Raw genomic sequence first — 25,227 nt, 5'->3', positions numbered from 1 at the left:
GACTTGATGAAAGCATCGCACGAAATGACGTTAACGAAGTAGCCGTTGGCGCCTGCACGAAATGCAGAAGCAAGTTCGGCCGGCCGATAGTTGTCCGAGACGATCGCGACGCGCGCGTCCGGATATCGATTTTTCACAGATCCAATTTGTTCTCTCGCGAGATCGAAATCATCGCCGGTGTGGACGATGAGAAACATCAGTTGCTGTTCTTGAAGTGAGCCTGGCAATTCCGCGGGGCTTAACGCCGATGCGGCGATACGAAAATTTGCCGCGTGCAATATTTTAGCAATACCTTCTCTAATCAGAACGTTCTTTCCAATAAGGACCGTTCCGTAAGATTGCCGCCTCCTCATTTTACCCTCCAGCCTACGCAATGACACAACAGCGACGGACGGTTGAACTCAATTTGGTCTTTCGACGAACGAATCGTTGTTGTTAAATTGGTCGTTCTCCCTCAGCGTGTAGTCTTCAAAAATATCGAGTTACTTCGATCGTGATCCTCCTCTTTTGTCGTTCGCCGAACGTTGTCGGCGATCACTCCAGATTGCTTAAGCATTTATGAATGTTAGAGGCGAATTTCCAATCGCCCTATATATCGTTGGTTATAGGAACGGGCCTGCATATATCCGTACGATTACGATGCCTGAAAACGCCTTCTGGCACAGTCTCTGCGCGAATAAGGTCGCGATGTTGATTCAACGTTGAAGAACTTGTCGGAGTTTTTGTTCATCGATGCCACGTCTGCGCGAACACATTCTGCAAGCGAGTAAACGGCGCGGTGCACATCGAACGTTGAGGAGATGTCGAAGGTGTGCGGCCGTAAGATTTCGCCGTTAACCAGGCTCGTCCGCAACGGAGGCGGGCGGGCGAAGGCTGGTTACCGGATTCTTACGGGGCGTTCGTCTCGCCGAATTGCTGGGTGAGAGTCGGGAAGCGAGCAGACCGGCACGCGTGTTAACCTTGAAGTATTGCTTGTGTTATTGGTAATTTTAATGATTCTATCGTTTGCAGTGAAATAGTGATGGGGACACAGAGTTTATCTTTTGGGGGCGACGCGCTGAGGAGCGCCCAATGCGACGTACCAGTGTAGTCATTGCAGACCGGCATCCGGTGGTTTTGCAGGGACTGAGCAACGTGCTCGGTGCCGTAGCCGATTTCAATATTGTCGCATCTTGTAGCGACGCCACGAGCTGCATCGAAGCGATTCGGAACTTGGCGCCCGATATCGCGATCGTCGATCCCGCAATGCCTGATCTGGGCGCGCTGAGAATTCTTTCGACCGTCAATTCAGAGAATCGCCCAACGCACGTGGTATTTTTCGCCGCGGGTGAAGATTGCGAACTGATACTCGCGGCGACGCCCATGACCTGTAGTATCATCCTGAAGGACACGGAGCCCGAAGTGCTGGTGCAGTCCTTGCGGCACGTCGCCAATAACCACAGCCTGCTGCCGGCTGCCCCATCCGAGTCGATTATGTCGCTGGGCACGAATTCGGATAGCGCGCTGACCGCGCTGACGGACCGCGAGCGTCAGATCATGCGTCTGGTCTCCGAAGGGCTGTCGAACAAGGAAATCGGGCGGCGATTGAACATAGCCGACGGCACCATCAAGGTGCACCTGCACAACATCTTTCAAAAGCTTGAAATCAGCAATCGGACGGTGCTCGCGGCGCTCGCCATTTCGCAACATGAGCGCGCGACCATCCCGCGGGAGAAGGCCCGCATTCCGGATTGAGTCCGGCAAGTGGAGAGCGCTGAGACAATCTTCATGGGCCACGCCTGATCTACTGCGCGACCTGGCTCGACTGGCGGGGAACGAGACGTCAGGTGTCACCGTGCGCCGGAAATGATTGGCGTGGGCGCCGCTTGATTGGCGGGGCAATGTCCCGGAAGCTTAGTGGGGTAGTCCGTCGGGGCAGGTGGCTGATCCAGAATCGCAGCCAAAGTATCGGCCGGAAAGTGTATTGATTGGTCATCTGCAGCACTGGTCCATCGCGGTTTGTCCGTTGTCTGGTAAAACGAAGTCGCGGGCGATAGCGAGCGGCCCCAGATGCGATCGCAGAGATGTGCCGACCGGACGTGGGCACATCTGGAGCGGCGGCCCTGGCCCTCCCTGCTGCCCCCTATGGTCAGGGCCGTTTCTCCACAGACGGCCTGCCAACGTGACTAAACACTGTGGTCGAGCCGCAAGCACGCAGGCGGGCGCATCTTGATGTTCCTTCAATTTCACCGTGCCGTCGAGGACATGGAAATTTGGAGCGCGACCGGCGAGGGCTTTTCCTTTGTGATCACGTATGAGAGCCCTGCTGGTTCCGGCTTTCATGGACGTGCCGGCTATGTGGCGTCATGGCGTCCGCTCTATCAGAGTAACAGCGCGATCAAGATCGGCGGTTCGGCGTTCGCAACTTTCACGGAAGCCGAGGAGGCCTGCAACACGATGCTTGAGCATCTGAAGGGGCCCGCGCTGGAATGAAGTGCACAGCCTGCAGTGAGGCGACGTCGACTTCGATGCCTCTGTCTCAGCGGTCAGGCGGTGTTACCGGCGTCAACCGTCACCACGGTCCCGGTGATGTTCCGGCCGCCTTCGCCGAGCAGATATTCGACCATTGAAGCGACGTCGTCGGCTTCGGGCAGGCGGCGCAATGCGCTGCGGCCGGTAATGCGGCGACGGCCTTCGTCGTTCAGGGATCTGGTCAATTCGGTGTCGATGAAGCCGGGCGCGATCGCGTTCACGGTGATGCCGACCCTTCCGACCTCTCGGGCCAGCGAACGGGTGAAGCCGGCAACCGCGGCCTTGGACGCGGCATACACGGACAGGCCGCTGTAGCCGGTCGAGGCGACGATAGAGGAAATGTTCACGATCCGCCCCGCACCATCGGCCATCATATGGCGCGCCACGTATTTGCTCAGGATGATCGGCGCCAATACGTTCAGGCGAATCAAGGCCTCGATTTCGGAATTGTGCATGGTCGCCAGCAACCCATCGGTGCCGATCCCGGCATTGTTGACGAGGCCGTAGATCGTGCCGAATTCGTCGCGCACCGATTTTGCAAAGACGGGGATCGCATCAGTCGCCGCAAGGTCGCAGGCGCGGAAATGCAGGCGCCGTTGTGCTTCGCGGATCGCAGCCGCGAGCTCCCCACTCTCGCGGCGCGCTACCGCGACCACATTGTAGTCGCCGGATGCGGCGAGCCTGCGCGCAATCGCAAGACCGATACCTCGGCTGCCGCCGGTGACGAGGACGTTACGCATCGGTGCGTGCCAGTTTGCCTGCTGCCGTGACGTCAAGCCGCTCGACGAAGCGGATCACTGCAGGCACCTTCCATACCATCAGGCAGTCCTTGCACTGGCTGAGAATTTCCTTGCGGATCGTCTCGTGGCGCTCCCGATCGGTGCCGTCGGCGAGAACGACGTCGGCGACCACAATGGCGCCGGTGATCGGGCTCCTGCGCGATCGCGCGCGCGACATCTGGACGGAGGCGTGCCGGTTGATCACCGCTTCCACCTCCTCCGGATGCGCCTTCAGCCCGCCGATGTTGATGATGCCGCCTCGCCGGCCGACGAAATGGTATCGTTCGCCGCGCAGCTCAACAATATCGCCGGTATCGACGTAGCCGTCGGCGTCGGTGAGCGGCGGCGCATCGGCGCCGACATAGGCGCGCGCAGTACGCTTGGAACGGATCCGCAGCGAGCCGTCGACCACCTTCATCTCAACGCCGCCGCGATTCGGTCCGATCAGGTGGGCAGGAAAACCCTCGCGCCCGTCGTCCACACTGAAACCGACGCCAGCCTCGGTCGAGGCATAGGCGTGGCCGATCGACGCATGCGGAAATGCCCGAGCCAGGCCGTCGAGCACTGTCTGGTCAGCGATTTCGCCCGACAGGCGGACATAGCGCGGCGAGAAGTCGGCGGCCGCGCCGCTCATCAGGAGCTTGCGCCAGTGCGACGGTGTTCCGGAGATGTGGGTGACGCCGCCCGTGCGCAGCCGCGCCACATGGGCTGCGATAGCTTCCCCGGGCTCCGAAAGCACCATCGATCCGCCGCCGATCAAGGCGCGCAGGAAGATTTGCAGGCCGCCGTAGCGACGGATGTCGTAGAACGTCGCCCAGGTTGCGTTCCGGTCGCGCGCAGGCCCGTCGGCGATGATCGCACCGGCGAGCCCATCGAGCGTATGCCGGACGATCTTCGGCAGCCCTGACGTGCCCGAGGTCAGCATCAGCCACTCGGTCGCGCGGTCGACCTTCCATCCCACGGTCCTCCGTTCGGGCAGGTCGATGCCGATGACGATGTACTTGCCGGCACTACATCGCTGTAACGGCCGATCGGTGACGATGGTGTCGATCTCGGCCTGCTCGAGCAGGACCTGCAGGCGATCCCAATCGAGGTCGGGCGGGCATAGAAGCATGCGGCGGGCGACGCCGTCGAGCTCGATCATTGCCAGCGCGGACAGCAGCTGTCCCGACGTCGCAAGCAGCACCGAGCGGCCGGACAGCTCGCAGGATCTGCCAGTCAGGCAGCTGTGCTGGATAATGTTGGTCAGCGATACACTGTGCCGGGCATCGGAAATCGTGCGGTCCTTCAGCTCCGGGCCGAGATATTGGCTCAGCGCGAAGATGTCAGGCGGGGACATTCTCGTAGGCTCTGACCAACTCGCCGAGGGTAGACGGGAACGCTGCGTCATCGGCGACAGTGAAGGGATCAATACCGAGCTCGTCCTCCAGACGCGCAACCAGGATTGCGAATGCCAGCGAATCGAACCCGGTTTCATTCAGTGACAGATCGTCCTCGAGCGGCGGAAGAGTGACCTTCTGTTCCTCGGCGATCTGCTTCATTGCGGCGAGAATCTTAGACTTGACCGACATGGTACACCTCACATTTCGGCTTTCCGGCCAATGTTAGAGCCTGATTTCGCCTGCAACGATGCGCGCATAGACGGCCCGGTCGATCGAACGATAGTCGCCGGTCGCAGGATCGCGCAGGAACAGCGGATCGTCCACGACCGAAGGATCGAATCCCTCGCGGATCAGCCGCTGCTTCTTCTGCTTAAAGGTGTCGGTCGACTCTAGCGCCCGGCACAACCTGACGAAGGCTGGAACTGCATAGGACGGAAGCCGTTGCGAAAGGTGTTCGCTGAACATCCCGAAATCGAAACCTCGGTCCACCACCAAAGCCGCCATGCCCGCGCGGCCATCGGCTCCGGCAACGGCAACTCCATAGGTCGAGGCGTCGAGAACGCCGGGGCAGTCCCTTATTGCGTCGTTCACTTCGCTGGTGGCGACGTTCTCGCCCTTCCAGCGGAAGGTGTCGCCGACGCGGTCGACGAAGTGCAAGTAGCCCTGCTGGTCGCGCAGCATCAGGTCACCCGTGCGGAACCAGGCATCGCCCGGGGTAAAGACGTCGCGCAGAATCTTCTTCTCCGTCTCGGCGGGATCGGTGTAGCCCTCGAAAGGAACGCCGTCGCGATCGGCGCCGCCGATGCACCCGACGGCCTCGCCCGTCTCGCCAGGGGCGCAGGCGATGCAGAGCCCGGCATCGTTGCGCAGCGGGCTGCCGCTGTCGGCATCGACTTTGACGATCGAGGCGGGAAAGCGATGCGCCAGCACCGGCGGAATCCGGCCGATCGCGCCGGGTTTTCCTTCGACGTTGAACAGGGAGAAATTGGCTTCCGTTGCGGCGTAGAATTCGAGGATCTGCGGAATCGCAAACCGGCTGGCGAACATCTCCCAGATGTCGCCGCGCAATCCGTTGCCGACAGCCAGCCGCAGCCCGTGCCGCACCTCTCGTTCAGACGCCGGCGTCTTTAGCAAATAGCGGCACAGCTCGCCAATATACTGGAAGATGGTGCAGTCGAAACGCACGATGTCGTCCCAGAAGCCGCTGGCGGAGAATTTCTCCGCAATCACGACCGAACCGCCCGCGCAGAGCATGCTGCAGGGAGCTGCGACGCCGCCCACGGAGTGGTGGAGCGGCAGGCAATCGTAGAGACGATCGTTGCTGGACGCGTTCGTCAGTCCGGCAAACCATCCGCCCCAGGTGAGAATGCGGCGATGACTGACGTTCGCCGCCTTCGGCAGCCCCGTGGTGCCCGAGGTGTAAATGAGGAGCGCGCGTCCATCGATCGTGACGTCGCCACGCTCGGCGGAGGACAGCGAGCCTGGCTCGAAAGCGGCGAGCGCCGCGTCCAGATCGCGGCCTGGGCCGCCGGTGCCGAGGCTCCAGCTTTGCGGCACGCGCTGCAAATACGGACGTGCGGTCTCGAACGCATCCACGCAATCGGCCGCAAGGATGACGTGATCGGCCTGCGCGACGTCGATGCAGTGGGCGAGCGACCGGCCGACCAGCCTGGTATTGATCAGCGCCACCGTCCCGCCGACCCTGCTGATGCCGAGCCAGCAGGCGAGGTAGTCCGGCCGGTTCGGCATCAGCAGACAGACGGTGCGGCCGGCACGGAGGCCGATGCTGCGCGCCCAGCGCGCATACCGGTTGATCCGGGCGGTGAGTTCTTCATAGGTGAAGGATTGGTCGTCCGAGAGCAGGGCAGGTCGCTTGGGCTGACGCTGTGCCCATTCTTCCACGATGTCGGCGAACAACCGATGCGGCTGCGCTTCGACCCGCGCGGTCAGTGCGAAGGCTTGCAGCCAGGTCTTGGCGACGGAACGTCTGCGCTGCGGCGCGTCGCGTCCGGTCGCCCGCTGGATTGCGGCTGAATGCAGTTGGGTCGGATCGACATCTGCGCGCAACTGCTCGCCAGTAGGCGAGGTCGCGGCCACGGCCACCGTGCAATCATCGTCGATGCGGCCTGCTTCGTTGTCGAAGCAGAATCTCTGTTCAATCGGCTTCATCCCGACCGGGGTCCAAGCTGGTTGAGGATCATCCGCTCCATCGTCTTCACCGATTGAAAATTTTCGGGCGTGATCGCGAGTTGGGGAAGGATGAGATCGAACTCGGCCTCAACCTTGAGCATCAGCTCGACCATGCCCATCGAACTCAGCCCGATATCTACCAGCCGCGATTCCGGGTGGACGTCGGCGGTGATCGCGTTCTGCTCGAGGACGCTCCTGACGACGGATAGAACACGGTTCTGAACGTTGACGGTAATGTCATGCATTTCAACGGTCCCTCGCCGTGACCGGGGCGTGATCACAATCGGGCGACGATACCCAACTGCACTTCCGGTCAATAGCTCTGCTTCGGAGGTACCTCGCTCGGGAGTGGAAGCTCCTTGACACCCACTTTTGCGCCAACGACGCAACCAGGGAAGTGGGCTAATTGTCGATTTTCAGCGGAATCATCTCGCGTGGTTCGCGTCGTCCAACCATGAAATCGAGGCTTTGGCCATGAGTGTGCAGGAAGTCCAGTTCCGCGACATCGCCACGGAAATTGGCCGAGCAACATTCTCTCCCGACGGCTCCTCGTTCCGGCAGCGGACGGCAAATGTGGCGGAGGTCGCTGCGATCGACGCCGAGGCGGTCGATCGCGAGGCGCGCTTCCCGCGGAAAGCGATCGACGCGGCGCGCAGCGAGAGACTTCTGGGCGCGCAGATTCCGATCGAGTTCGGCGGAGACGGTGCATCCATCTCCGAGGTGACCGATATGTGTTACGCGCTCGGGCGTGCCTGCGCCTCGGTCGGGATGATCTTCGCGATGCATCAGACCAAGATCGCGTGTCTGGTCCGCCACGGCAGGGGCAGCGGCTGGCACGAAAATCTCATGCGCCGCGTGGCTGCCGAACAGCTGCTGCTGGCATCGTCGACCACGGAGGGCCAGAACGGTGGCAACATACGGTTCAGTTCGGCCGCGGTGGAGCGCGCTGGTGCCGAGATTTCGCTGGTGCGCGACGCGACGGTGATTTCGTACGGCGCCGAAGCGGACGGCATCGTCACTGTCGCCCGCCGTTCCGACTCTGCCGCCGGATCCGATCAGGTGCTCCTGGCCATCACCCGCGACGACTATACGCTGGAACCCACTCTCGCGTGGGAGACGCTTGGCATGCGTGGGACCTGCAGCGCCGGGTTCAAGCTGAATTTCAGCGGCGCCGCGGACCAGATATTTCCGGTGCCATACGAAAGGATCCATGCGCAGACAATGACGCCCGTCGCCCATTTGTGCTGGTCCTCGGTCTGGGCGGGAATCGCGGCTGCGGCGGCGGACCGGGCGCAGCGCTTTATCCGCAAGGCCGCCCGCGGTGCGGGCGGCAACATGCCTCCCGGCGCGGCGCATTTCACCGCGGCCAAAATGACGCTGACGAAACTGCGCGCCATCATTGCCGCGAATCTCCAGTTCTATGAAGCTCGGGAACGGGACGAGCGTGCGCTGTCGTCCGTCGACTTCCAGTCTTCGATCAATCTTCTCAAGGTCGAGGCCTCCGAGCTCGCGGTCGCGACCGTTATGCACGCGATGCGCGCCTGCGGCCTGTCCGGTTATCGCAACGATACCGACGTAAGTATCGGTCGCCATTTGCGCGACGTGCTTTCAGCTCCGATCATGATCAACAACGATCGCATCCTCGCCAGCATGGGTACCGCGACGCTGATGAGCGCCGTCCCGGAATCCCTGCGCGATTGATATTTGGTCCTCGAAAGGAAATGGGTCTCGATATGAACGTGGCCATGTATCCCGCAACTCCGGAATCCGCTTCTCGTCCGTCCGATCCGCTGGACCATCTTACCGATCTGCTGTTCCACGAGATGGGCTCTCCGGGGGTCTATGGTCGCACCGCGCTCTATGAAGACGTCGTCGAGCGGCTCGCGCTGCTGATCTCGCGGCATCGCGAAGCGGACACCGAGGTGATGCGCTTCCCACCCGTCATGAATCGCGCGCAGCTTGAGAGGTCGGGCTATCTGAAAAGCTTTCCGAACCTCCTGGGTTGCGTCTGCGGCTTGCACGGCACGGATAGCGAGATCCATGCGGCAGTCAGCCGCTTCGAGGCCGGCGGCGACTGGACGCAGTCGCTTTCACCGGCCGACCTCGTGCTGTCGCCGGCAGCCTGCTATCCGGTCTATCCGATCGCAGCGAGTCGCGGTCCCGTACCGGCAAGCGGTTGGCGTTTCGACGTGGCCGCCGATTGCTTCCGCCGCGAGCCCTCGCACCATCTCGACCGGCTGCAGTCCTTCAGGATGCGCGAATTCGTCTGCATCGGGAGCCCTGATCGGGCCTTCACGTTCCGGGAGCGTTGGATCGAGCGGGCTCAGGAGATCGCTCGCGATCTCGGGCTGCCCTTCAGGATCGACTACGCCAGCGATCCGTTCTTCGGCCGGGTCGGCCAGATGATGGCCCTGAGCCAAAAGCAAATGTCGCTGAAATTCGAACTGCTGGTGCCTCTGCGCTCCGAGGAGCAGCCGACTGCCTGCATGAGCTTCAACTATCACCGCGAACATTTCGGTGCCGCCTGGGGCATCGTGGACGCGGCGGGCGAGCCGGCCCATACCGCCTGTGTGGCGTTCGGAATGGACCGTCTCGCGGTCGCCATGTTCCACACGCACGGCGTAAACACCACCCGCTGGCCGACCGCAGTGCGGGACCTGCTCGGTTTTCCGCGGAACGACCAGTAGGCGGCGTCGGAATTGGAGAACGTGCAATGCGCCAGGGACATCCCGAGGTCGCCCGGGATCGAAAAGTCGAAGGACCCTCCTCAATGAGGAGAGAGACCATCGCCGTCCACGGCGGCTTCAAGGACGATCCGGTCACCAAGTCCGTCGCCGTGCCGATCTATCAGACCGCCTCGTACGCATTCGACAGCGCCGACCATGGAGCCGCGCTCTTCAACCTTGAAGTGGATGGCTTCCGCTATACGCGAATCGGCAATCCGACCAATGCGGTGCTTGAGAGACGCGTCGCGGCCATGGAAGGAGGCATCGAGGCACTCAGCGTGGCCTGTGGTCAGGCCGCGGTGAACTATGCGGTGGTCAATGTCGCGGAGATGGGCACCAACATCGTCTCGATCCCGCAGCTCTACGGAACCACGCATACGCTGTTCGCGCACATCCTGCCGAGGCAGGGCATTACGGTCCGGTTTTCAGAAGACGACCGGCCGGCGAGCGTAGAAAGACTGATCGACGACGATACGCGGGCGGTGTTCTGCGAGAGCGTCGGAAATCCGGCTGGAAATGTCTGCGACATCGAGGCGATGGCCGACGTCGCGCACCGGCACGGCGTCCCCCTGATCGTCGACAACACGGTGCCGACGCCGATCCTGCTCCGGCCGATCGAATATGGCGCAGACATCGTCGTGGAGTCACTGACGAAATTCATGGGCGGGCATGGCACCACGCTCGGCGGAATTATCATCGACAGCGGCAGGTTCCCATGGGCGGAGCATCGCCGGCGCTTCCCGATGATGAACGAGCCGGAGAAATCGTACCACGGGCTGGTCTTTGCCGAGCGTTACGGGGCCGCGGCCTACATTGCGCGTTGCCGTGCCGTCTCCCAGAGGACCACTGGTGCCGTCCTGGCGCCGATGAACGCTTTCCTGCTGCTCCAGGGCATCGAAACCGTCGCGCTGCGGATCGAGCGGCACGTCGAAAATGGCGAGAAGGTCGCGCAGTTCCTGCGCAATAACCGCGCTGTCGGGTGGGTGAACTATGCGGGCTTTCACGACAGCCCCTATTACGCGCTGACGCGGAAATATCTGGGCGGCCAGGCGTGTTCGCTCCTGACTTTTGGCGTGGCCGGCGGCTTCGAGGCGGGCAAGCGGTTTTACGACGCGCTGAAGCTCTGCAAACGGCTGGTCAATATTGGCGACGCCAAAACGCTCGCCTGCCACCCCGCATCGACCACCCATCGGCAAATGTCGCGCGAAGAGCAGGACAAAGCCGGCGTGCGGCCAGAGATGATCAGGCTGAGCGTCGGAATCGAGCACATCGACGACATCATCGCGGATCTCGATCAGGCCCTCTGTGCTGCGAATTGATGTTTCGTCAACCGTGAAGGTATTCGGATGGCTGTTTTAATTGATGTAGATTCGTACGAACACCACCTCTTATCGAGAGGGTCGCGCGGAAGCGATTATGCAAAGGCGTCAGCCGGAAAGCGGGTGGAGTGTCTCGACATCGGGCTCATCAACAACATGTCGGATGCTGCCTTGATGTCGACCGAGCGTCAGCTGTTCGATCTGCTCGATGCGGCGGCCGGACGACTTCTCGTCAGGCTGCATTTCTATACGATGGAAGCGACCCCCCGTTCGGAATGGGGGCGCGATTACGTGCGTCGATACTACCGCGGCATCGACGATCTCCTGAACAGGAGGCTGGATGGGGTGATCGTGACCGGCGCCGAACCCAAAGCCGCCAGCCTGACTGAAGAGCCATATTGGAGCAGCTTCGTAGAGATCGTCGACTGGGCGAGGGAGAATACCGTGTCGTCGGTGTTTTCGTGTCTGGCCGTCCATGGGGCCGTCCTGCACTTGGACGGCGTTGCACGGCACAAGCTGCCTGCCAAGTGCTTCGGTGTCTTCGCTCAAACAAAGAGGAGACATCATTCCTTGATGCAGGACGTTCCGACGACCTTCAGAATACCGCACGCGCGATGGAACGAGGTGCAGGAGATGGATCTCCTGAACTGCGGATATTCGGTTCTGTCCGGGTCGGCGGAGGCGGGGGTCGACTGCTTCGTCAAGCAGCAGAAGAAGAGCCTTTTCGTTCATTTCCAGGGCCACCCGGAATACGAATCCCTGAGCCTGTTGGGCGAACATAGAAGAGACATGGGGCGCTTCCTCCGCGGAGAGAACGAAGTCTGTCCGACGATACCGAAGGACTATTTGAGCGTGGCGGCGGAAGAGATATTGATCGCTTTCCGACAGAAAGCCCTTTCCGACAGACGCCCGGAGCTTTTCGCCGACTTTCCAGCCGATCAGGTGACGAAGGACCTGAACAACGTCTGGCACCTGCCGGCCAAGCGCATATACCGCAACTGGTTGCTGTACATGGTGTCGCAGCGAGCCGGACGCTCAAAGCCGTTGGGGGCGCGAGAGGCGGCTCTCTCCGCAGCCGGAGTTCCGGCGCGTCGCAACGGACGCAAGTTGGTTGCCGCTCGATCCGTTCGGCTGGCGCGCTTGCCAAAGCTGACCAGGAACAAGACGCGGCTCGGATATTACGAGTGAAACTTCGGACCATGATCCGAGTGCCTGGTCGGAGCCGATCGGCCGTAAATACGTCGAGGGACCGCAGTGCCCCCGGCTTGCCCATCTGTCGGATTCCGAGTTGGTGATCTACGGACCATAACTCGGCCGTCCCGGAATGGAGGTTCGTCATGGTTCCCAACACCAAGTCCGTCAGCCATTCGAGGACATGGACATTCTTCCGAGGCGAGTGGCACGAGGGCAATTTGCCGATCATGGGGCCTCGCACCCATGGGCTCTGGCTCGCCTCGACCATCTTCGATGGCGCGCGCGCCTTTGAAGGCGTCATGCCCGACCTCGATCGTCATTGCGCCCGCGTCAATCAATCTGCGCTCAACTTCGGGCTCAAGCCGGTCGTCGATCTCGGCTCATGGCTCGGACTGGCGCGTGAAGGTATCGCCCGTTTCCCGGCCAATGCTGAACTCTACATCCGCCCGATGTACTGGCCGCAGAACGGCATCGGCGGCGGCGTGCTGTTCGATCCGGAAACGACCGATTGGTGTCTTTGCATCTACGAATCGCCGATCCCGGCGCCCGTCGGCAGCGCGATCACGCTGTCGCCGTTTCGCAGACCGACCGCCGAATGCGCGCCGGCCGACGTCAAGGCCTCCTGTCTGTACCCGAACAGCTCCCGTGCGCTTAAGGAGGCTGCCTCGCGCGGCTTCCAGAATTGCCTGATGCTGGACATGCTCGGTAACGTCGCGGAATTCGGCAATTCCAACGTGTTCATGGCGAAGGCGGGCGTTGTCTATACGCCGGCGCCGAATGGCACCTTCCTGAACGGAATCACGCGGCAGCGCGTCATCGAGCTTTTGCGCGGCGACGGCGTCACGGTGATAGAGGCGACGCTACGCTATGCCGACTTCGTCACTGCGGACGAGATCTTTTCGACCGGCAATTTCGCCAAGGTCGCGCCCGTGATCCGGATCGACGACCGGCAACTCATGCCAGGGCGCTTCTATGCGCGTGCGCGAAAGCTCTATTGGGATTTCGCACACGGGGTGAAGCTTGCGGCGTAAGAGCTCCCCGCAGGCCATTTGATGGTGAGATAGGACTTGCGACCCTCTCCGGGACCAATCAGGATGAGCGCGCGACTGCAGGCAGCCCCAAACCGGAAAATGACCATGCGAACATACTTTCCGCTCTGTGCCGCCCTGGCCTGTTTTTCGGCCGCGATGACCCTGAGCTCGTCCAACGCCAATGCGGTGTTCTGGCGCGGCCTGACCGCGCCAACCAACATCGACTATCATGGATTCTTCATCATCAAGGAGCCTCCGCCCAGCCCGTGCCAGTGGATACGGGTGAACGGCTACTACGTCCGACAGTGCGTGTACTAATGCGATCCGCTCCCGCATCGAACCGATCGTCCCCCCATGGGGCGGCACGATCGCCTTTGGCGCTGACGTCGGTGTGCAAAAAAGGGTACTCCGGAAGTAAGCGTCGGCATGGGGGCCTCCTGAAAAGCATTGTCGTCTCCAACACGCACCCACGCAATTCGCTCGGCACAAAGTCACGCCCGAGACCACACGGATGCGTCCTGCACTTCCGACCCCAGGGCCCTGGCCGCAAGGCGCAGGTGCCGGGAATGATCGCTCCTGACGTCGATCCGCACGCTTGGCCGACACAGACTCTCGAACGGATCGCTCAGGGCTGGCCGATCTCAGATCGACGCGCTCATGCCCTGGAACTTCAAAACCTGAACGGCTTCAGCTAAACGCTTACTCCGGGTCAGTAGCGTTATGGCGACGGGCAACTTAACTGCAAACAGTGGATCAATTTGTCGAGGGTATCGCCGCCAGCACGCGGACCCGCCTGGTGGCGAGTCCGCGCTGGGTCCTGTGTGGCAGCACGACGCGTCGGAGGCGCAGAGTGACGGGCCCACCAAATCGGTGTGTCTGCCCAATGAACGCGTGCCGCCATCGCCAGGCAAAGTCGGCGGCACGGCTCAGTTGGTGCACCGTCCCCGCCCGTTACGTCTTTCAACTGAGGTTTTTGCGGGAACAGTGCTTATGACCTTCGAACGTCAACCTCGAAGCTGGCGATGCGAGGTACGCCAACGTGATTACCCTGGCCGTTGATCAATTCACGTGAGCCCGGCGCTTCAATTTGCTTGACATTGGAGATGACGTCGATGACCTCCGGCGTTCGTCGGTCGATGTCGCGGCCTGAGGGCGGCGCATCGCTCATTTCCGCACGTGCCAGCGCCCCATGGTTCATTGCCCAAATTGCCGCTTGTGTCCGGTTCTGGACCCGGATCTTGCGCAAGATCGCCTTGACGTGGACCTTCACCGTCGCCTCGGCGATATCGATCTTTCGGGCTATGGTTTTGTTGGAATCGCCTTCGATCAGGCAGCGCAGAATTGATTTCTCCCGCGGCGAGAGCTGCGGCGCGACCGTGTCGTCCGTGGTGACGCAGATCGCCCCCTCGTTTTCACCGTGGATCGCTGCTTTGCTTCCGTGGTCAGTTTTGGTATCGAGAGCGAACGATAGAAATGCCGGCGGGAAGACTGTCCCACCCATCGCCACCAGTTCGATCGATTTGATGAATGCATCGCAGCAGTTGACGTTCACGAAATAGCCGTTGGCGCCCGCCCGAAATGCCAAAGCCAGTTCGGCGGGCCGATCGCGATTGGCCACTATCGCTATGCGTCCACCCGGATGCTGATCCCTCACCAGCCCGATGTGTTCTGCCGCGAGATCGAAATCATCTCCGGCTTGGACAATAAGAAACAGCGGCTGGGGCGATTGAAGCGTGCTCGGCAATTCATCCACGCTTGATACCGAAGCCAGGATCCGGAAACGTTCCGCACGCAGGATTTGGGCAATACCTTCCCTGACTAAAATATTCTTCCCAATAAGAACCGTTGCAAAAGATTGACGCCTCATATCACTCTCCCAACTGACGAAGACTGACACTTCGACGGGCGATTCAAAATAGCGAGTCTGCACGAAAAAAATGGGCTCGGAGGTGAAGTCATTTCGTTCAATGCTGTTGTCTAAGGTAGAACGCCGCCAAGGCTGATGATAATTCCAGCCAGTCACATCTTCGAGGTAGCTGGATTGGATGATGTGTGCCACCGTCTAGCACGCGCTCTCTCTTCGGCCTCCCGCACCCGCCTACGAAGATCGTCAAGTTCAGTAACGTTCGGCCAATTCGTGGACGCTTCGAAGCAAAGCCTCAGCAGAAAAACTTTTGGCTACAACTACTCGCAGACAAGCTCCTCGCAAAACAGATTGCGGAAGGCGCCATCGTGCTGGTTGCTCGCGTCATCCTGTTTGCCTTGATGTGAGCAACACTCATGCCGCCTGAGGGTAAAGACGAGATGCCAGCAACTTGAGACGGCCTTATCGCATGAACACTAGAATCAACGCCATCGTGACCAGCGTGAACGTGCTGGTAACAGTGATGCCCAGGTACAACCGTTCCATTCTTTCCCTCCATCCTTGAAGGCAGACCCCGCTCCGGAGTAGCCGGAGCGGGGACCGACACTGAGACCGGTACGCAATACCCCGGGCTGTCTGGTGTACAGTAAAGTTAATACTGCTTAGCCATCGACGCAAGCGGAATCTGCGGTGCCCTTTCGCCCTCGATCACAAAATCAAAATAGGGGGTAGTCTATATTTCAACTCGGAAACCGGTGCGATCAGGCTCGTACTTTCTGACGCCGCTGTTGGCCGTGGTGCGCAGACTTCGACGCGACAATGGCGAATGAGAGTGGAAGCCGCGCGACAGCGTTGCGGCTCCTCCGTCTTGCTCACAAATCCGGGTATCGATTCGTTGGGCTAGAAGGTCATCCGCCACCGCCGGCGTGCGACTTACGAACCGCCGTTGCTGCTGCGTTTGCGGGCTGGTCGACGATGTGCTCGAGCAGCTTCGGATGGTCACGGTCCGGGTAGTCGCGGCGCACGATCTCGCATCTTGAGCCGTTGGCCTTCTTGGGACGCCCGGCTTGCGCCTTGGGCCGGGTTTTGCCACCGCCGATCTTGATCGAGGCGCTTGGTGTTTTTCCTTGTATTGAATGTGCGGGGTAGATTTCCGCCCCTCGTCCGTATTTGGTCACGTCCGTATTCTCACGGAGAAAAATTCCTGGCGGCATGGATATTTACAATTGGTAGCAAAAACACTATACACGGTTGCCATTTTTTCACGCCCCGCCGGCCAGTGATTTGGGGCAATGTCATTGGTGGAGTGATGTATTCAAGCCATCAGCAAATTTCATCGCCAGAGGTTGTTGAGTTGCGTAAAGAGGCGGGCCTCTGGCTCAAAGAGCTGAGGGAAAGGCGGGGGTTGTCGCAGCGCCAGATGGCTGAGAAGGTGGGCGGGAATTATTACACCTTCATCTCTCAATTGGAGTCAGGGCGCGGCCGGATCCCCCCCGACCGATATTTGGTGTGGGCCGAGGTTTTGGGCGTAGAGCCGAAGGTTTTCGTCAGAAATCTCCTAAGGTGCTACGATCCGGTCACCCATTCGATATTGTTCGGAAAGAGCGACAAGAGGTAGGCCCCAGGGGCATCAACACTTTCGATTGTACTTTCCGGTCCTGGGGGAGCTTGGCCGCATCGACGATGGGCGGTTGTTACGCAGCGAGTTCACCATTGGGCTGAGTACTTTCATGTTGCAGAGTAATCAGGTTCTTACCTTTTTTCGGGCCTACGAGCGAGGCGATTGGAGCCAGCCGGAGCTGGCGGAATTCTACAGGGTGGAAGATGCCCTGACAAAATCCGGAGTTGGGATTTCAACAGATCGTGGGCTCACCGACGAGGGCGAGCCCTGGTTTGTTTTCTTCCGGCAAGACAACGAAGAGGTAATCGTTCACTTTGCCCGCATCGGCGGGGAATACGTTGTCGCTTCGAATTTCACCGAAGCAGTACTTCGCGGCCGAAACTTCGAGAGGCTGGTGCGGGAGTTGCTGGATTCCCATCCGTACGTTTTGCCGAAGCAGCATTCGTCGCGATCGACCGTTTTTCTGCATCCCGCCACACTGTTGGCCGCCCTGGTGGTCACGGGCTACGTCAAGAGCAGTGAACTGAATGCGACTGCCGACGACGGCAGCCGGCCGGAGAAGTCGTTCGGGTGGTTCCTCGATCGTCACGATCTTGCGGCGACATATTCCGCAATCGTAATCGCTTCAGTTTGGGATAGCCTGGCGATAGGCGGTTCGGTTAGCAAGCCGTCTGATGATCTCGTGTCACTCGATCATGCACAGCCCGCCCACGGTGAGCACTGTCCACATATTGGACAGGCTGTCGCCGACGACAGCTTGCTGCAAAATTTTCAGGCGTTTCACGGCACGGATGATCGGTCCGTCTTGGCTGCGGCGGCGCTTCATCTTGACGGGCAGGACGCCGTTCACCATTTCAATGAGCCGGCGATTGCCGGCTTGGTGGCCAAGCCGTTTGGTCCCCTTCCCGAGCCATCTCATCACGATAGTGTGGCGGCCTGTTCGGCGCATGACGTAGTCCGTGCCGAGCATGATTTCGATTTGAAGCTGGCGGATTTTCACCCGCAGCAGGGGGACGGCTTCCCGATTGCCGCCGGGGAACAGGCTGAACGAACCGTCACCCACGATCCTGTCAGTTCCTCCGCCCCGTCAAATCTGCCGCCGGACCATCCTGCTCCTGAGCATGTTTCGACGGCGCCGACCACAGCGGTTGCGCATGCGGATACGACCACCACCACTCCTTTGATCCCTAACGTGACAAGTCTGGCTGACGCGACCCAGACGCCGGTGTCGGATCTACAGCCCGAAGTCACGTCGACCGTCGGCCCGTCCGCTCAGGTGAACCAGCCCACAGCGACCGTCGACCCAACCGCGCACGTGAACCAGCTCATAGCGACCGTCGATCCAACCGCTCAGGTGGACCAGCTCGCGACGACCGTTGACCCGACTGCTCAGGTGAACCAGCTCGCGGCGACCGCCGACCCGACCGGTCAGGTGAACCAGGTCACGGAGAGCGTCGACCCGGCTGCTCAGCTGAACCAGCTCGCGGCGACCGTCGACCCGACCGCTCAGGTGAACCAGCTCGCGGCGAGCGTCGACCCGGCTGCTCAGGTGAACCAGGTCGCGGCGACCGCCGACCCGACCACTCAGGTGAGCCAGGTCACGGCGACCGTCGACCCGACTGCTCAGGTGAACCAGGTCGCGGCGACCTGCGACCCGAACGCCCAGGTGAGCCAGGTCGCGGCGACCGGCAACCCAACCGCTCAGGTGAACTACGCCGCAAATGATATGAGCGCCAACACACACGATCTCGACGTATCGGATGGCTCGACGGTCAGCATCGTCGGAATTGATGTGCACCACGCTTCAACTGCTCTGGCGTGAAATCGACCAAGCCTATCAGTCGTTGTTATGAGTTGCCCGCCATGTCGAAACGTCCATCTTTTTTGGCCGACGCGTCCAAGGCTATTCGCCCTGGCTTCGCAACGGCCATTGTTTTTAGCTTCTTCATAAATCTGCTGGCGTTTGTTGGCCCCCTCTACATGCTCCAGGTGTACGATCGGGTTCTGGGCAGTCGAAACATCGGCACGCTGGTTGCGCTGACCATGATCGCGGGCTTTCTCCTGATCGTGTATGCGGCTCTGGAGAAAATCCGATCGTCCGTCCTTGTCAGGCTTGGCCTTCTGTTCGCCGACAAGGCAAAGCGCCCGTTGTTTGATACGGTCCTGCGCGGCACGATTGTTCAGCCGGGTGCAAACCAGGCGCAGGCTTTACGAGACCTCGATACTATTCGCGAGTTCCTGACTGGCACAGGCCTCATCGCGTTCTGCGACGCGCCCTGGGTTCCTGTGTTTGTCGCTGGATGTTTCATTATGCATCCCTGGTTCGGTTATGTGGCCGGCGTGGGGGCATTGCTCATTTTTGCGTTAGCGTTGGCCAACGAGCTATTGACGCGTAATCAATTGAAGGACGCCTCTCGCAATTCGGTCCAGGCCCATTCGTACGCAGCAGCTACGTTCCGGAATGCTGACGTGCTCTATGCCATGGGCATGCTCAAGGGCTTGCGGGACCGTTGGTCTGATCGACATAGTGAAGGCCTGCAATTGCAGGCGGGCGCCAGTGATCGGGCCGGTTTTCTTGTGGCATTCAGCAAGTTCGTTCGTGCGTTTCTTCAGATTGCGATACTCGGAGTTGGTGCGTATTTGACGGTCAACCAGGAGACTTCGGCAGGCGCAATGGTTGCAGCCTCGATCATCATGGGGCGCGCACTTGCCCCGGTCGAAATAGCCGTCGGACAATGGAAGACATTCCTGGCAGCTCGCTCTGCATACGAGCGGATAAGCAATCTCGTGAAAATGCTCCCCGATGAAGGCGAAAAAATCGCGCTTCGTCCGCCCCAAGGCCTGATCTCAGTCGAGAATATTCTCGTCATCCCCCCCGGCGGAAAGGAGCCCGTTATCCGGGAACTCTCCTTCGCCCTGCAGCCTGGTGAGATCTTGGGAATTATAGGTCCGAGCGCAGCAGGTAAGTCCAGCTTGGCACGAGCGTTGGTTGGGGTGTGGCGACCCGCCGTTGGGAAAGTCAGAATTGACGGATCTGAGTTGGCTCATTGGAATCGCGATCAGCTTGGCCCCTATATCGGATATCTTCCGCAAGACATTGAGTTGTTTTCCGGTACGCTTGCAGAAAACATTTCCCGGTTCGGCGAGCATGACGAGGAGAAGCTGTTTGCTGCGGCCGAAATGGCTGGAGTTCACGAGTTGGTGCAAGGCTTGCCCGATGGTTACAATACCCAGGTAGGCGAAGGCGGACTTGTCCTGTCGGGTGGGCAGCGGCAGCGTATAGGCTTGGCTCGCGCGCTCTATGGAAAGCCACCGATCGTGATACTCGATGAACCAAATGCGAGTCTGGACTCGGAAGGCGAAGCTGCGTTGATGGAGGCGATCGAGGCGCTGAAGCGAGCGCGCTCGACCGTTGTCGTAATATCGCACAAGACCGCGATGCTTGCGGCGGTGGATAAAGTGCTCGTGCTTGCAGCCGGACGGGTGTCGGCGTTCGGCGGTCGCGTTGAGGTGCTTTCTCGATTGATGGGCGGTCCGAAAATCGCGGCGGTCGCCGGTGCTGCAACAGCCGTCCGATAGGTGCGACGATGCAGAAGAACCTCGTTCCGGACTGGAGAGTCCCAGCCATAGCCGGCTACGTCGTCATCGTCGGCACTTTTCTCGTTCTAGGTGGATGGTCTGCCTTTGCTCGGCTGGACAGTGCGATCACCGCCACCGGAGTTGTGTCCGCGCAAACCAACCGCAAGACCGTCCAGCATCTGGAGGGTGGTATCGTTCGCGAAATCCGCATTCGCGAGGGACAACACGTCCAAGCCGGGCAGGTCTTATTCCAACTGGACCTTACGCAGGCAAAGGCTGGATATGAGCTGCAGCGCAACCAGCTGGATTCAGCGATCGCCCAGGAAGCGCGTTTGATCGCCGAACGGGATGGCCAGGACGAAATAGCATTTCCCCAGGAGCTGCTTGATCGCGCCGACGATCCAAACGTCAAGCGGGCAATTGCCGACCAAGTGGCTCAATCTCGCGAGAGGTGCGGCTCTCTCAAGGGTCAGGTCCAAATACTTGACGCCAGGATCGATCAATATCGATCGGAGATCGAGGGCCTAAGGCAGGAGCGAAGCGGAACGGCCAATCAGCTCAAGTATGTAAATGAAGAATTGGTTGACGTCCGTCACTTGTTTGAAAATCAGCTAACCCAGAAAAGTCGATTGATGGCCCTCGAGCGCGAAAGGAGTCGCCTGGAAGGCTTGCTTGGGCGCTCAACTGCGGATGAATCAAAGGCCCGCAACGGCATCGAAGAAGCGCGTCTGCAGATCCGGCAACTTCGCCAAAAGTTCCAGGAGGATGTTGCTAGCTCGATGCTCGAAACGCGACAGAAGATCAATGATCTTCGTGAGAAAGTCAGAGTCGCGCAGGACGTCCTGACTCGCGTGGACATCGTGTCTCCCAGCACAGGCGTTGCACAAAATCTGCGGGTCTTTACCTCTGGCGGAGTCGTCAAACCGGGTGAGCCCATGGTTGACGTGGTCCCCGAGCACGACGCGCTCATTGTGCAGGCGCACGTGCAACCACAGGATACGGAAAATCTCCAGCCTGGTATGCCCGCGGAAGTCAGGTTCACATCATTTCAAACGCGTATCCTTCCGATCATTGTGGGGCAGGTCGAGAGTATCTCCCGCGATCGCCTCATCGACGAACAGACCAAGCAACCGTACTTCCTTGCTCAGGTTGTCGTGGATGACATACCCTCGTTCGTAAAGGATCGATTGTCAGCTGGAATGCCCGCGGATGTGATTTTCCCCACCGGCGAGCGAACGGTTCTTGATTACTTGGTCCGCCCGCTCAAAGACCGTCTGCGAGGCGTCATGCGGGAGAAGTGATCGGAGCAAGCGCCATGAACGCGCAGAGGCTTCGCCTGTGGACGCCGTGTGGCAGGACGCCGGTCATGGGGTTAACGCCGGTCTGGCGTTTCCGACTTGCCAAGCTCGCGACCATGGCCGTGACCCTGGTCGAATTCGGCCAGCAGGTCGCGGATCAATAAGTCCAGCCGCTGCGGGCGACGCCGACGATTTGATCAGCCTGATCCCGCAAACCAGTGCCTCGAACACGCCAATCGACGGCATTCAATTGAATTCTCGGCGACAGGCTCAGCGAGGGCGAGGGGATAGCTGCAGCAATTGGAGCGGCAATCGTTTCAACCAGGGGTGGCCGAGGGTGCGGTTGGTGTCTCCGTTTCTGGTGTTAGCCGTGGGCGCGTCGAAGTTTGCCGCCGCCGGGGGACTGTGTGACGGCGGTGGCCTATCTGGAGACGGGCGGCAGGGACTGGTGATCCTGTCGCGCGATGGCGATGGCAACATCAGCCGGCGCGGAGTCTGCGAGAGCAACGCCGCTAATGGGGCTCGAACCTGCACGCACTGGGGCACGCAAGGACGTCAAGAACACCGGTGGCGAATGAGATCGAGGTGCAGGACTGAATTTGAACAATCCTACATTGTAGCGAGTCTCCGAAACGAACCCTCTCGTCAAGCGTGGCTCTGTCGCAAGGCGATCGATTCAATGCGAAGCGCCTCCGGCTCAGGTCGCTCGGTCTTCGAGTTGGAAGGAACCCCCGTAGATTCCCGGGAAAAGTTAGTGAAATCGCAGTTCGCAAATTAATAGTTAAGTCGAAAGGATCGTCTCACGCATCTAGACGCCCGCATAAATTTGCGGCAGGTTGCCCCGCAGTTAGTTAAGGAATCGTTGCTGCCCGACAAGGGACACCTTGGCACAGCAGTGACCTCCGACAAGACGATACGAAAAAGATTAGGCAACAGGGTTTTTCCAAGCGGTGCAGCCTTCCAAAGGCGAGCGCCGCGTGGGCAGGGCGAGACTAGAGCGTTCGAGAGTCATTTCACTTTAAGATACTGGCCATCGGGCAGATTTTTGCAAGCGGCAGCTGCCGACGGCGCGGGCGCGAATTTATGCTGGGCGCGTATTTTCGGTGAAGACTGACGTTCGAGTGCGCTTCGCACACCTGCTCTGTGTTTGCAGGGAGTGAGCGTTGGGTCGCGTTTCATTTGCGGGCAGGGCTGCCGGGCCATCCACAGTCGAATCTCGCCTTAAGGAAATTTCGAAGCGCGCTTCGTCGGAAGCGCCGGCCGTACCGCCATTGCGGTGGTCGGATCTCTCCCACCACGCATCGGCCGAGCTGCCGCTTACACTCTCGGCGCCGCTCGCCAATGATCCCGGGCACCTCGGTGAGGAGCCCGCTAACGAGAAACCCGCCGATGGCGCCCGGGCCTCGACCGAGCGTGACCCGCTCAAGATGTTAACGCTGCGAGCATCGCTCACTCATCCGATCTCGACTTTCCGGCTCGCCGGCAGTCTCGTCGTGAATTGAATTCATAAAGGCAGTAGAGCTATGGCCACCACTCAGAACACTTCAGGCGGTACGACAACGTCGTTCAGCAACACGCCCCAAGCAGTGGACGATAGTTACAACTATTCAGCGAGTGTTTCGGGGATACTTATCTTAAATGTGATGGCCAACGACCTCGGGGGCGCCGCCAAGTCACTTTGGTCGGTCGACAACGATGTTAGCGTCAGTGTCACTTCGTCCAACGGTAATTACGCTCCGGCCGATCTCTTGTCGAAAGACACGGTGTATACAACCACCGCGGCGGGTGACTTGGGGACCTCCGATACCAGCCTCCTCGGTGCGAAGATCTGGATCAATTCGGACGGGACGGTTGGATACGACGCGTCCAGCATCTCAGCGCAACTTCAGGCGAAAGCGACCGGCGAGACGCTGATCGATAAATTCACCTATGCCATTCGTCTCGGCAATGGAACGCTGAGTTGGGCTACAGTGACCCTGAATTTCGCCGGGGTGAACGATGCGCCCACGATGATTGCTGGCTCAACTACAGCAACGGGCTCATTTTCGGAGTTAGCGGCGACCACTGGTTCGAGCACGAGCGACGGTGCCAATGGCAGCATTGCGTTTGCAGACGTTGATCTCAGCGATACGCATACGGTGAGCCAGACGGCTCCGAGCTTTGCCTGGTCGGGCGGTACGCTGAGTGCCGGCCAGATCAGCGCGCTGACCAGTGCCAGCACATTGGCGCTGACCAAGACCGATAGCACCGGCACCGGCTCGGGTTCGGTGGCGTGGAATTACAGCGCGCAGGACAAGACCTTCGACTTCCTCGCCGCGGGACAGACACTGACTGTCAGCTACCAGGTGACGGTCAACGACGGCCACGGCGGCTCCGTTTCGCAGCCGGTCACCATCACAGTTACCGGCACCAACGACCAGCCGACGATCGTTGCGGGCTCGACCACGGCGAGCGGCATGTTTAGCGAAGCTGCCAACACCACCGGTTCGACGGCGACCGACATCACCTCCGGCAGCATCGCATTTGCGGATGTCGATCTCAGCGATAGCCACACCTTGAGCCAGGCGTCTCCGAGCTTTGCCTGGTCGGGCGGGCCGCTGAGCGCCGGTCAGATCAGTGCGCTGACCAGTGCCAGCACGCTGGCGCTGACCAAGACCGACAGCACCGGCACGGGCTCGGGCTCGGTGGTGTGGACTTACTCGGCGCAGGACAAGACGTTCGACTTCCTGGCGGCGGGTCAGACCCTGACGGTGATCTATGCGGTCACGGTTGACGACGGCCATGGCGGCAGCACCAGCCAGAACGTGGTGGTGACGGTGAGCGGGACCAACGACTCGCCGACGATTGTGGCGGGCTCGACCACTGCGACCGGCGCCTTCAACGAGGCGGCCGGCGTCACCGGCTTGACCGCCAGCGACATCACCTCCGGCAGCATCGCATTTGCGGATGTCGATCTCAGCGATAGCCACACCTTGAGCCAGGCGTCTCCGAGCTTTGCCTGGTCGGGCGGGCCGCTGAGCGCCGGTCAGATCAGTGCGCTGACCAGTGCCAGCACGCTGGCGCTGACCAAGACCGACAGCACCGGCACGGGCTCGGGCTCGGTGGTGTGGACTTACTCGGCGCAGGACAAGACGTTCGACTTCCTGGCGGCGGGTCAGACCCTGACGGTGATCTATGCGGTCACGGTTGACGACGGCCATGGCGGCAGCACCAGCCAGAACGTGGTGGTGACGGTGAGCGGGACCAACGACTCGCCGACGATTGTGGCGGGCTCGACCACCGCGACCGGCGCCTTCAACGAGGCGGCCGGCGTCACCGGCTTGACCGCCAGCGACAGCGCCAATGGCAGCATTGCGTTTGCCGACGTTGACCTCAGCGATGCGCACACGGTGAGCCAGGCGGATCCGACCTTCAGCTGGTCTGGCGGCCCGCTCTCTGCAGGCCAGATCAGTGCGCTGACCAGTGCCAGCACGCTGGCGCTGACCAAGTCCGACTCGACCGGGACGGGTTCGGGCAGCGTGGCCTGGAGCTTCAGCGCCCAGGACAAGACCTTCGACTTCCTTGCGGCCGGCCAGACCCTGACGGCCTCCTATGTGGTCACGATCAATGACGGCCATGGCGGCACCACGACCCAGAATGTGGTTGTCACCATCACCGGCACCAATGATGCGCCGGTTCTGGCGGCGGACGCCTCTGGGCCGCACGGCATCACGGAAGCGGCGAACACGACGGG

The 25,227-nt window shown here is 60.5% G+C and carries 22 protein-coding genes; 14 read left to right on the top strand and 8 right to left on the bottom strand.

What is annotated here, in order from left to right; genetic code table 11:
* A partial coding sequence (locus Q2941_RS42495) for a response regulator (protein WP_479684046.1) occupies nucleotides 1–353 on the bottom strand: 353 nt, incomplete at its 3' end.
* Nucleotides 354–1,071: 718 nt separating this feature from the next.
* On the opposite strand from Q2941_RS42495, the gene Q2941_RS42490 reads away from it, so the two are divergent.
* Both Q2941_RS42490 and Q2941_RS42485 read left to right on the top strand, forming a co-directional pair.
* Nucleotides 1,072–1,734 carry a LuxR C-terminal-related transcriptional regulator gene (locus tag Q2941_RS42490; RefSeq protein WP_458196246.1) on the top strand — a complete coding sequence of 221 codons (663 nt, stop codon included), beginning with the start codon at nucleotides 1,072–1,074 and terminating at the stop codon, nucleotides 1,732–1,734.
* A 477-nt stretch (nucleotides 1,735–2,211) separates the two neighbouring features.
* The gene (locus tag Q2941_RS42485; protein WP_458196245.1) at nucleotides 2,212–2,472 is read left to right on the top strand and encodes a hypothetical protein; all 261 of its coding nucleotides are present in this window, start codon (nucleotides 2,212–2,214) and stop codon (nucleotides 2,470–2,472) included.
* Nucleotides 2,473–2,525: 53 nt separating this feature from the next.
* Here Q2941_RS42485 and Q2941_RS42480 read toward each other — a convergent pair whose 3' ends face one another.
* The 5 genes from Q2941_RS42480 to Q2941_RS42460 are packed head-to-tail and all read right to left on the bottom strand — an operon-like array spanning nucleotide 2,526 to nucleotide 7,107.
* Nucleotides 2,526–3,251 (bottom strand): SDR family NAD(P)-dependent oxidoreductase, encoded by a 726-nt coding sequence (locus Q2941_RS42480; protein WP_458196244.1) that lies wholly within the window; start codon nucleotides 3,249–3,251, stop codon nucleotides 2,526–2,528.
* The gene (locus Q2941_RS42475) at nucleotides 3,244–4,629 is read right to left on the bottom strand and encodes a class I adenylate-forming enzyme family protein (protein ID WP_458196243.1); all 1,386 of its coding nucleotides are present in this window, start codon (nucleotides 4,627–4,629) and stop codon (nucleotides 3,244–3,246) included. Before Q2941_RS42475 ends, Q2941_RS42480 begins: the two co-directional genes overlap by 8 nt.
* Complete coding sequence (locus Q2941_RS42470) at nucleotides 4,616–4,861, bottom strand: acyl carrier protein (protein ID WP_458196242.1); 246 nt, start codon at nucleotides 4,859–4,861, stop codon at nucleotides 4,616–4,618. Before Q2941_RS42470 ends, Q2941_RS42475 begins: the two co-directional genes overlap by 14 nt.
* A gap of 33 nt (nucleotides 4,862–4,894) precedes the next feature.
* Entirely contained in the window at nucleotides 4,895–6,841 is a 1,947-nt protein-coding gene (locus tag Q2941_RS42465) for a long-chain-acyl-CoA synthetase (RefSeq protein WP_458196241.1), read from the bottom strand.
* A complete protein-coding gene (locus tag Q2941_RS42460) occupies nucleotides 6,838–7,107 on the bottom strand; it encodes a phosphopantetheine-binding protein (protein ID WP_458196240.1) in 270 nt (89 codons plus the stop codon). Before Q2941_RS42460 ends, Q2941_RS42465 begins: the two co-directional genes overlap by 4 nt.
* A 229-nt stretch (nucleotides 7,108–7,336) precedes the next feature.
* Between Q2941_RS42460 and Q2941_RS42455 the strand changes: the two genes are divergently transcribed.
* From Q2941_RS42455 to Q2941_RS42430, 6 genes are all read left to right on the top strand, one after another.
* The gene (locus Q2941_RS42455) at nucleotides 7,337–8,563 is read left to right on the top strand and encodes an acyl-CoA dehydrogenase family protein (protein WP_458196239.1); all 1,227 of its coding nucleotides are present in this window, start codon (nucleotides 7,337–7,339) and stop codon (nucleotides 8,561–8,563) included.
* Between the two features lie 32 nt (nucleotides 8,564–8,595).
* Nucleotides 8,596–9,549 carry an amino acid--[acyl-carrier-protein] ligase gene (locus tag Q2941_RS42450; RefSeq protein WP_458196238.1) on the top strand — a complete coding sequence of 318 codons (954 nt, stop codon included), beginning with the start codon at nucleotides 8,596–8,598 and terminating at the stop codon, nucleotides 9,547–9,549.
* Nucleotides 9,550–9,632: 83 nt separating this feature from the next.
* Complete coding sequence (locus tag Q2941_RS42445; protein WP_458196237.1) at nucleotides 9,633–10,907, top strand: O-acetylhomoserine aminocarboxypropyltransferase/cysteine synthase family protein; 1,275 nt, start codon at nucleotides 9,633–9,635, stop codon at nucleotides 10,905–10,907.
* 27 nt (nucleotides 10,908–10,934) lie between these two features.
* Entirely contained in the window at nucleotides 10,935–12,095 is a 1,161-nt protein-coding gene (metA, locus tag Q2941_RS42440) for a homoserine O-succinyltransferase MetA (protein ID WP_458196236.1), read from the top strand.
* Between the two features lie 149 nt (nucleotides 12,096–12,244).
* On the top strand, nucleotides 12,245–13,132 hold the full coding sequence (locus Q2941_RS42435) for a branched-chain amino acid aminotransferase (RefSeq protein WP_458196235.1): 888 nt from the start codon (nucleotides 12,245–12,247) through the stop codon (nucleotides 13,130–13,132).
* Between the two features lie 105 nt (nucleotides 13,133–13,237).
* Nucleotides 13,238–13,450, top strand: a complete 213-nt coding sequence (locus tag Q2941_RS42430) for a hypothetical protein (protein ID WP_458196234.1) — start codon at nucleotides 13,238–13,240, stop codon at nucleotides 13,448–13,450.
* 670 nt (nucleotides 13,451–14,120) lie between these two features.
* Here Q2941_RS42430 and Q2941_RS42425 read toward each other — a convergent pair.
* Nucleotides 14,121–15,191 carry a LuxR C-terminal-related transcriptional regulator gene (locus tag Q2941_RS42425; protein ID WP_458196233.1) on the bottom strand — a complete coding sequence of 357 codons (1,071 nt, stop codon included), beginning with the start codon at nucleotides 15,189–15,191 and terminating at the stop codon, nucleotides 14,121–14,123.
* Between the two features lie 713 nt (nucleotides 15,192–15,904).
* Nucleotides 15,905–16,174: a hypothetical protein gene (locus tag Q2941_RS42420; RefSeq protein WP_254107191.1), complete on the bottom strand. Its 270-nt coding sequence runs from the start codon at nucleotides 16,172–16,174 to the stop codon at nucleotides 15,905–15,907.
* A 131-nt stretch (nucleotides 16,175–16,305) separates the two neighbouring features.
* Here Q2941_RS42420 and Q2941_RS42415 point away from each other — a divergent pair, with 131 nt between their 5' ends.
* The 6 genes from Q2941_RS42415 to Q2941_RS42390 all read left to right on the top strand — a co-directional run.
* Entirely contained in the window at nucleotides 16,306–16,614 is a 309-nt protein-coding gene (locus tag Q2941_RS42415; protein WP_027525439.1) for a helix-turn-helix domain-containing protein, read from the top strand.
* 112 nt (nucleotides 16,615–16,726) lie between these two features.
* Entirely contained in the window at nucleotides 16,727–18,439 is a 1,713-nt protein-coding gene (locus tag Q2941_RS42410) for a hypothetical protein (protein WP_458196232.1), read from the top strand.
* A 41-nt stretch (nucleotides 18,440–18,480) separates the two neighbouring features.
* Nucleotides 18,481–20,196: a type I secretion system permease/ATPase gene (locus Q2941_RS42405; RefSeq protein WP_458196231.1), complete on the top strand. Its 1,716-nt coding sequence runs from the start codon at nucleotides 18,481–18,483 to the stop codon at nucleotides 20,194–20,196.
* Between the two features lie 8 nt (nucleotides 20,197–20,204).
* The gene (locus tag Q2941_RS42400) at nucleotides 20,205–21,497 is read left to right on the top strand and encodes an HlyD family type I secretion periplasmic adaptor subunit (protein WP_458196230.1); all 1,293 of its coding nucleotides are present in this window, start codon (nucleotides 20,205–20,207) and stop codon (nucleotides 21,495–21,497) included.
* Nucleotides 21,498–21,511: 14 nt separating this feature from the next.
* Complete coding sequence (locus Q2941_RS42395) at nucleotides 21,512–21,658, top strand: hypothetical protein (RefSeq protein ID WP_458196229.1); 147 nt, start codon at nucleotides 21,512–21,514, stop codon at nucleotides 21,656–21,658.
* 1,599 nt (nucleotides 21,659–23,257) lie between these two features.
* Nucleotides 23,258–25,227 (top strand): beta strand repeat-containing protein (locus Q2941_RS42390; protein WP_458196228.1); only part of this gene is annotated, 1,970 nt, incomplete at its 3' end.

The sequence above is a fragment of the Bradyrhizobium sp. UFLA05-153 genome, assembly GCF_054185185.1.
The sequence above is the reverse complement of the archived record's forward strand: the minus strand, read 5'-3'. Positions and strand labels throughout refer to the sequence as shown.

Excerpts from the sequence above, each read along its gene's own strand:
- Q2941_RS42490 (WP_458196246.1), top strand. The coding sequence starts at position 1,072 with ATGCGACGTACCAGTGTAGTCATTGCAGACCGGCATCCGGTGGTTTTG.
- Q2941_RS42485 (WP_458196245.1), top strand. The coding sequence starts at position 2,212 with ATGTTCCTTCAATTTCACCGTGCCGTCGAGGACATGGAAATTTGGAGC.
- Q2941_RS42480 (WP_458196244.1), bottom strand. The coding sequence starts at position 3,251 with ATGCGTAACGTCCTCGTCACCGGCGGCAGCCGAGGTATCGGTCTTGCG.
- Q2941_RS42475 (WP_458196243.1), bottom strand. The coding sequence starts at position 4,629 with ATGTCCCCGCCTGACATCTTCGCGCTGAGCCAATATCTCGGCCCGGAG.
- Q2941_RS42470 (WP_458196242.1), bottom strand. The coding sequence starts at position 4,861 with ATGTCGGTCAAGTCTAAGATTCTCGCCGCAATGAAGCAGATCGCCGAG.
- Q2941_RS42465 (WP_458196241.1), bottom strand. The coding sequence starts at position 6,841 with ATGAAGCCGATTGAACAGAGATTCTGCTTCGACAACGAAGCAGGCCGC.
- Q2941_RS42460 (WP_458196240.1), bottom strand. The coding sequence starts at position 7,107 with ATGCATGACATTACCGTCAACGTTCAGAACCGTGTTCTATCCGTCGTC.
- Q2941_RS42455 (WP_458196239.1), top strand. The coding sequence starts at position 7,337 with ATGAGTGTGCAGGAAGTCCAGTTCCGCGACATCGCCACGGAAATTGGC.
- Q2941_RS42450 (WP_458196238.1), top strand. The coding sequence starts at position 8,596 with ATGAACGTGGCCATGTATCCCGCAACTCCGGAATCCGCTTCTCGTCCG.
- Q2941_RS42445 (WP_458196237.1), top strand. The coding sequence starts at position 9,633 with ATGAGGAGAGAGACCATCGCCGTCCACGGCGGCTTCAAGGACGATCCG.
- metA (WP_458196236.1), top strand. The coding sequence starts at position 10,935 with ATGGCTGTTTTAATTGATGTAGATTCGTACGAACACCACCTCTTATCG.
- Q2941_RS42435 (WP_458196235.1), top strand. The coding sequence starts at position 12,245 with ATGGTTCCCAACACCAAGTCCGTCAGCCATTCGAGGACATGGACATTC.
- Q2941_RS42430 (WP_458196234.1), top strand. The coding sequence starts at position 13,238 with ATGCGAACATACTTTCCGCTCTGTGCCGCCCTGGCCTGTTTTTCGGCC.
- Q2941_RS42415 (WP_027525439.1), top strand. The coding sequence starts at position 16,306 with ATGTATTCAAGCCATCAGCAAATTTCATCGCCAGAGGTTGTTGAGTTG.
- Q2941_RS42410 (WP_458196232.1), top strand. The coding sequence starts at position 16,727 with ATGTTGCAGAGTAATCAGGTTCTTACCTTTTTTCGGGCCTACGAGCGA.
- Q2941_RS42405 (WP_458196231.1), top strand. The coding sequence starts at position 18,481 with ATGTCGAAACGTCCATCTTTTTTGGCCGACGCGTCCAAGGCTATTCGC.
- Q2941_RS42400 (WP_458196230.1), top strand. The coding sequence starts at position 20,205 with ATGCAGAAGAACCTCGTTCCGGACTGGAGAGTCCCAGCCATAGCCGGC.
- Q2941_RS42395 (WP_458196229.1), top strand. The coding sequence starts at position 21,512 with ATGAACGCGCAGAGGCTTCGCCTGTGGACGCCGTGTGGCAGGACGCCG.